The sequence below is a fragment of the Streptomyces albus subsp. albus genome (assembly GCF_000719865.1).
Classification (GTDB): domain Bacteria; phylum Actinomycetota; class Actinomycetes; order Streptomycetales; family Streptomycetaceae; genus Streptomyces; species Streptomyces albus_E.
Genome location: NZ_JOID01000074.1, coordinates 1 through 1,351, shown reverse-complemented (window position 1 = coordinate 1,351; position 1,351 = coordinate 1). Strand labels below are relative to the sequence as shown.

The 1,351-nt window shown below is 71.1% G+C and carries 1 protein-coding gene; it reads right to left on the bottom strand.

Annotation, left to right across the window (positions count from 1 at the left end):
- Nucleotides 1-18 precede the first annotated feature (18 nt).
- Nucleotides 19-1,110 carry an IS110 family RNA-guided transposase gene (locus tag IF83_RS0129390; protein WP_037682049.1) on the bottom strand — a complete coding sequence of 364 codons (1,092 nt, stop codon included), beginning with the start codon at nt 1,108-1,110 and terminating at the stop codon, nt 19-21.
- Nucleotides 1,111-1,351: the final 241 nt, after the last annotated feature.

Sequence of the window (1,351 nt, the reverse complement as noted above, 5' to 3'; positions counted from 1 at the left end):
GGGATGCTCCTATGGATGTCAAGCGGCTTCAGTGAGAGCGCGTTGTGTGGTTTGTCGGGTGGTGGTGCGGTGGTCGAGGGATCGCAGGAGGACGCGGTAGATCTCACGGGCGACGTGCCGCTTGAGGCAGCGCATGATGTCCTTCTTCGACAGGCCCTGCTGGGTGCGTCGTTCCATGTAGGTGCGGGTTCGGTCGTCCCAGCGCAGACGGCAGAGCACGATGGTGTGCAGGGCGTGGTTGGCTGCCCGGTCTCCGCCGCGGTTGAGCCGGTGGCGGTCCCGGCGTCCGGAGGAGGCCGGTATCGGCGCGACACCGCACAAGTGGGCGAAGGCGGCTTCAGAGCGCAGCCGGTCAGGATTGTCCCCGGCGGTGGCCAGCAGCTGTCCGGCCACGTCCACGCCGACACCTTGCAAGGCCAGCAGCTCGGGGGCGGCCTGGGCGGTGAGCGTCTTCAGCTCGGCCTCCAGCTCGTCGATCTCCTCGGTCAGGGCCAGGATCCGCCGGCCCAGCCGCCACAGCGCGGCCTTGACGGCGTGCAGCGGGTCGGCGAGATCGTGGCCGGGCCGCAGCCGCGCGCATGCCTTCGCCAGCTGGGCGGCGGTCAGCCCGCGCAGCGGGGCGCGCAGGCTCTCGGGCGCGGTGACCAGCAGTTGCCGGGCCTGGTTGACCGCCTGGGTGCGGGACTTGACCGCTGAGCGGCGCGGCACCCGCAGGGCGCGCACGGCCTCCACGACACCGGTGCGGGTCTTGGGTGTCCCGCTCGCCCGGCCGGCGGCGACCGCCACGGCGGCGGCGTAGGCGTCGATCGGGTCGGACTTGCCCTTCAGCCTGCGGGTTTTGCGGTCCGGCCGGTCGACCTCGACGACCTTCAGTCCCGCTGTGCGCAGGACGCGGGCGAGTTCGGCGCCGTAGGCGCCGGTGCCTTCCACGCCGACCGCGGTCACGGTGCCCTGGGCGAGCAGCCAGACCAGGAGCTTGCGGTATCCGGGGCCGGTGGCCTCGAACTCCTGGTCGGCCAGATGGCGGCCGAGGCGGTCGACGACTGCCGCGTGGTGGGTCTCGCCATGCGTGTCGACGCCGCCTGTGACTTCCAGGGCCTGGTCCGTCATGCTGGTCACTGCCGTCCTCTCGCTGATCCCGGTGGGGCGGCACGCGCCGGCCGGGCGGGCGGACAGGACAGTGGCGGGGCTTCTTGACCAAGCTCCTATTAGGTCACGGTCGCCCGTCCGGTCGCGTGCGAGGCGGCTCCTCCGAGCGGATCGACAAATCCCAAACAAGACAGTCGAGACGTCGGTCAGTCCGTGAGTCAGACCCGTCGGAGAAGCCACGTCACATCCTCACTGTCAGTCC

Excerpts from the sequence above, each read along its gene's own strand:
- IF83_RS0129390 (WP_037682049.1), bottom strand. The coding sequence starts at position 1,110 with ATGACGGACCAGGCCCTGGAAGTCACAGGCGGCGTCGACACGCATGGC.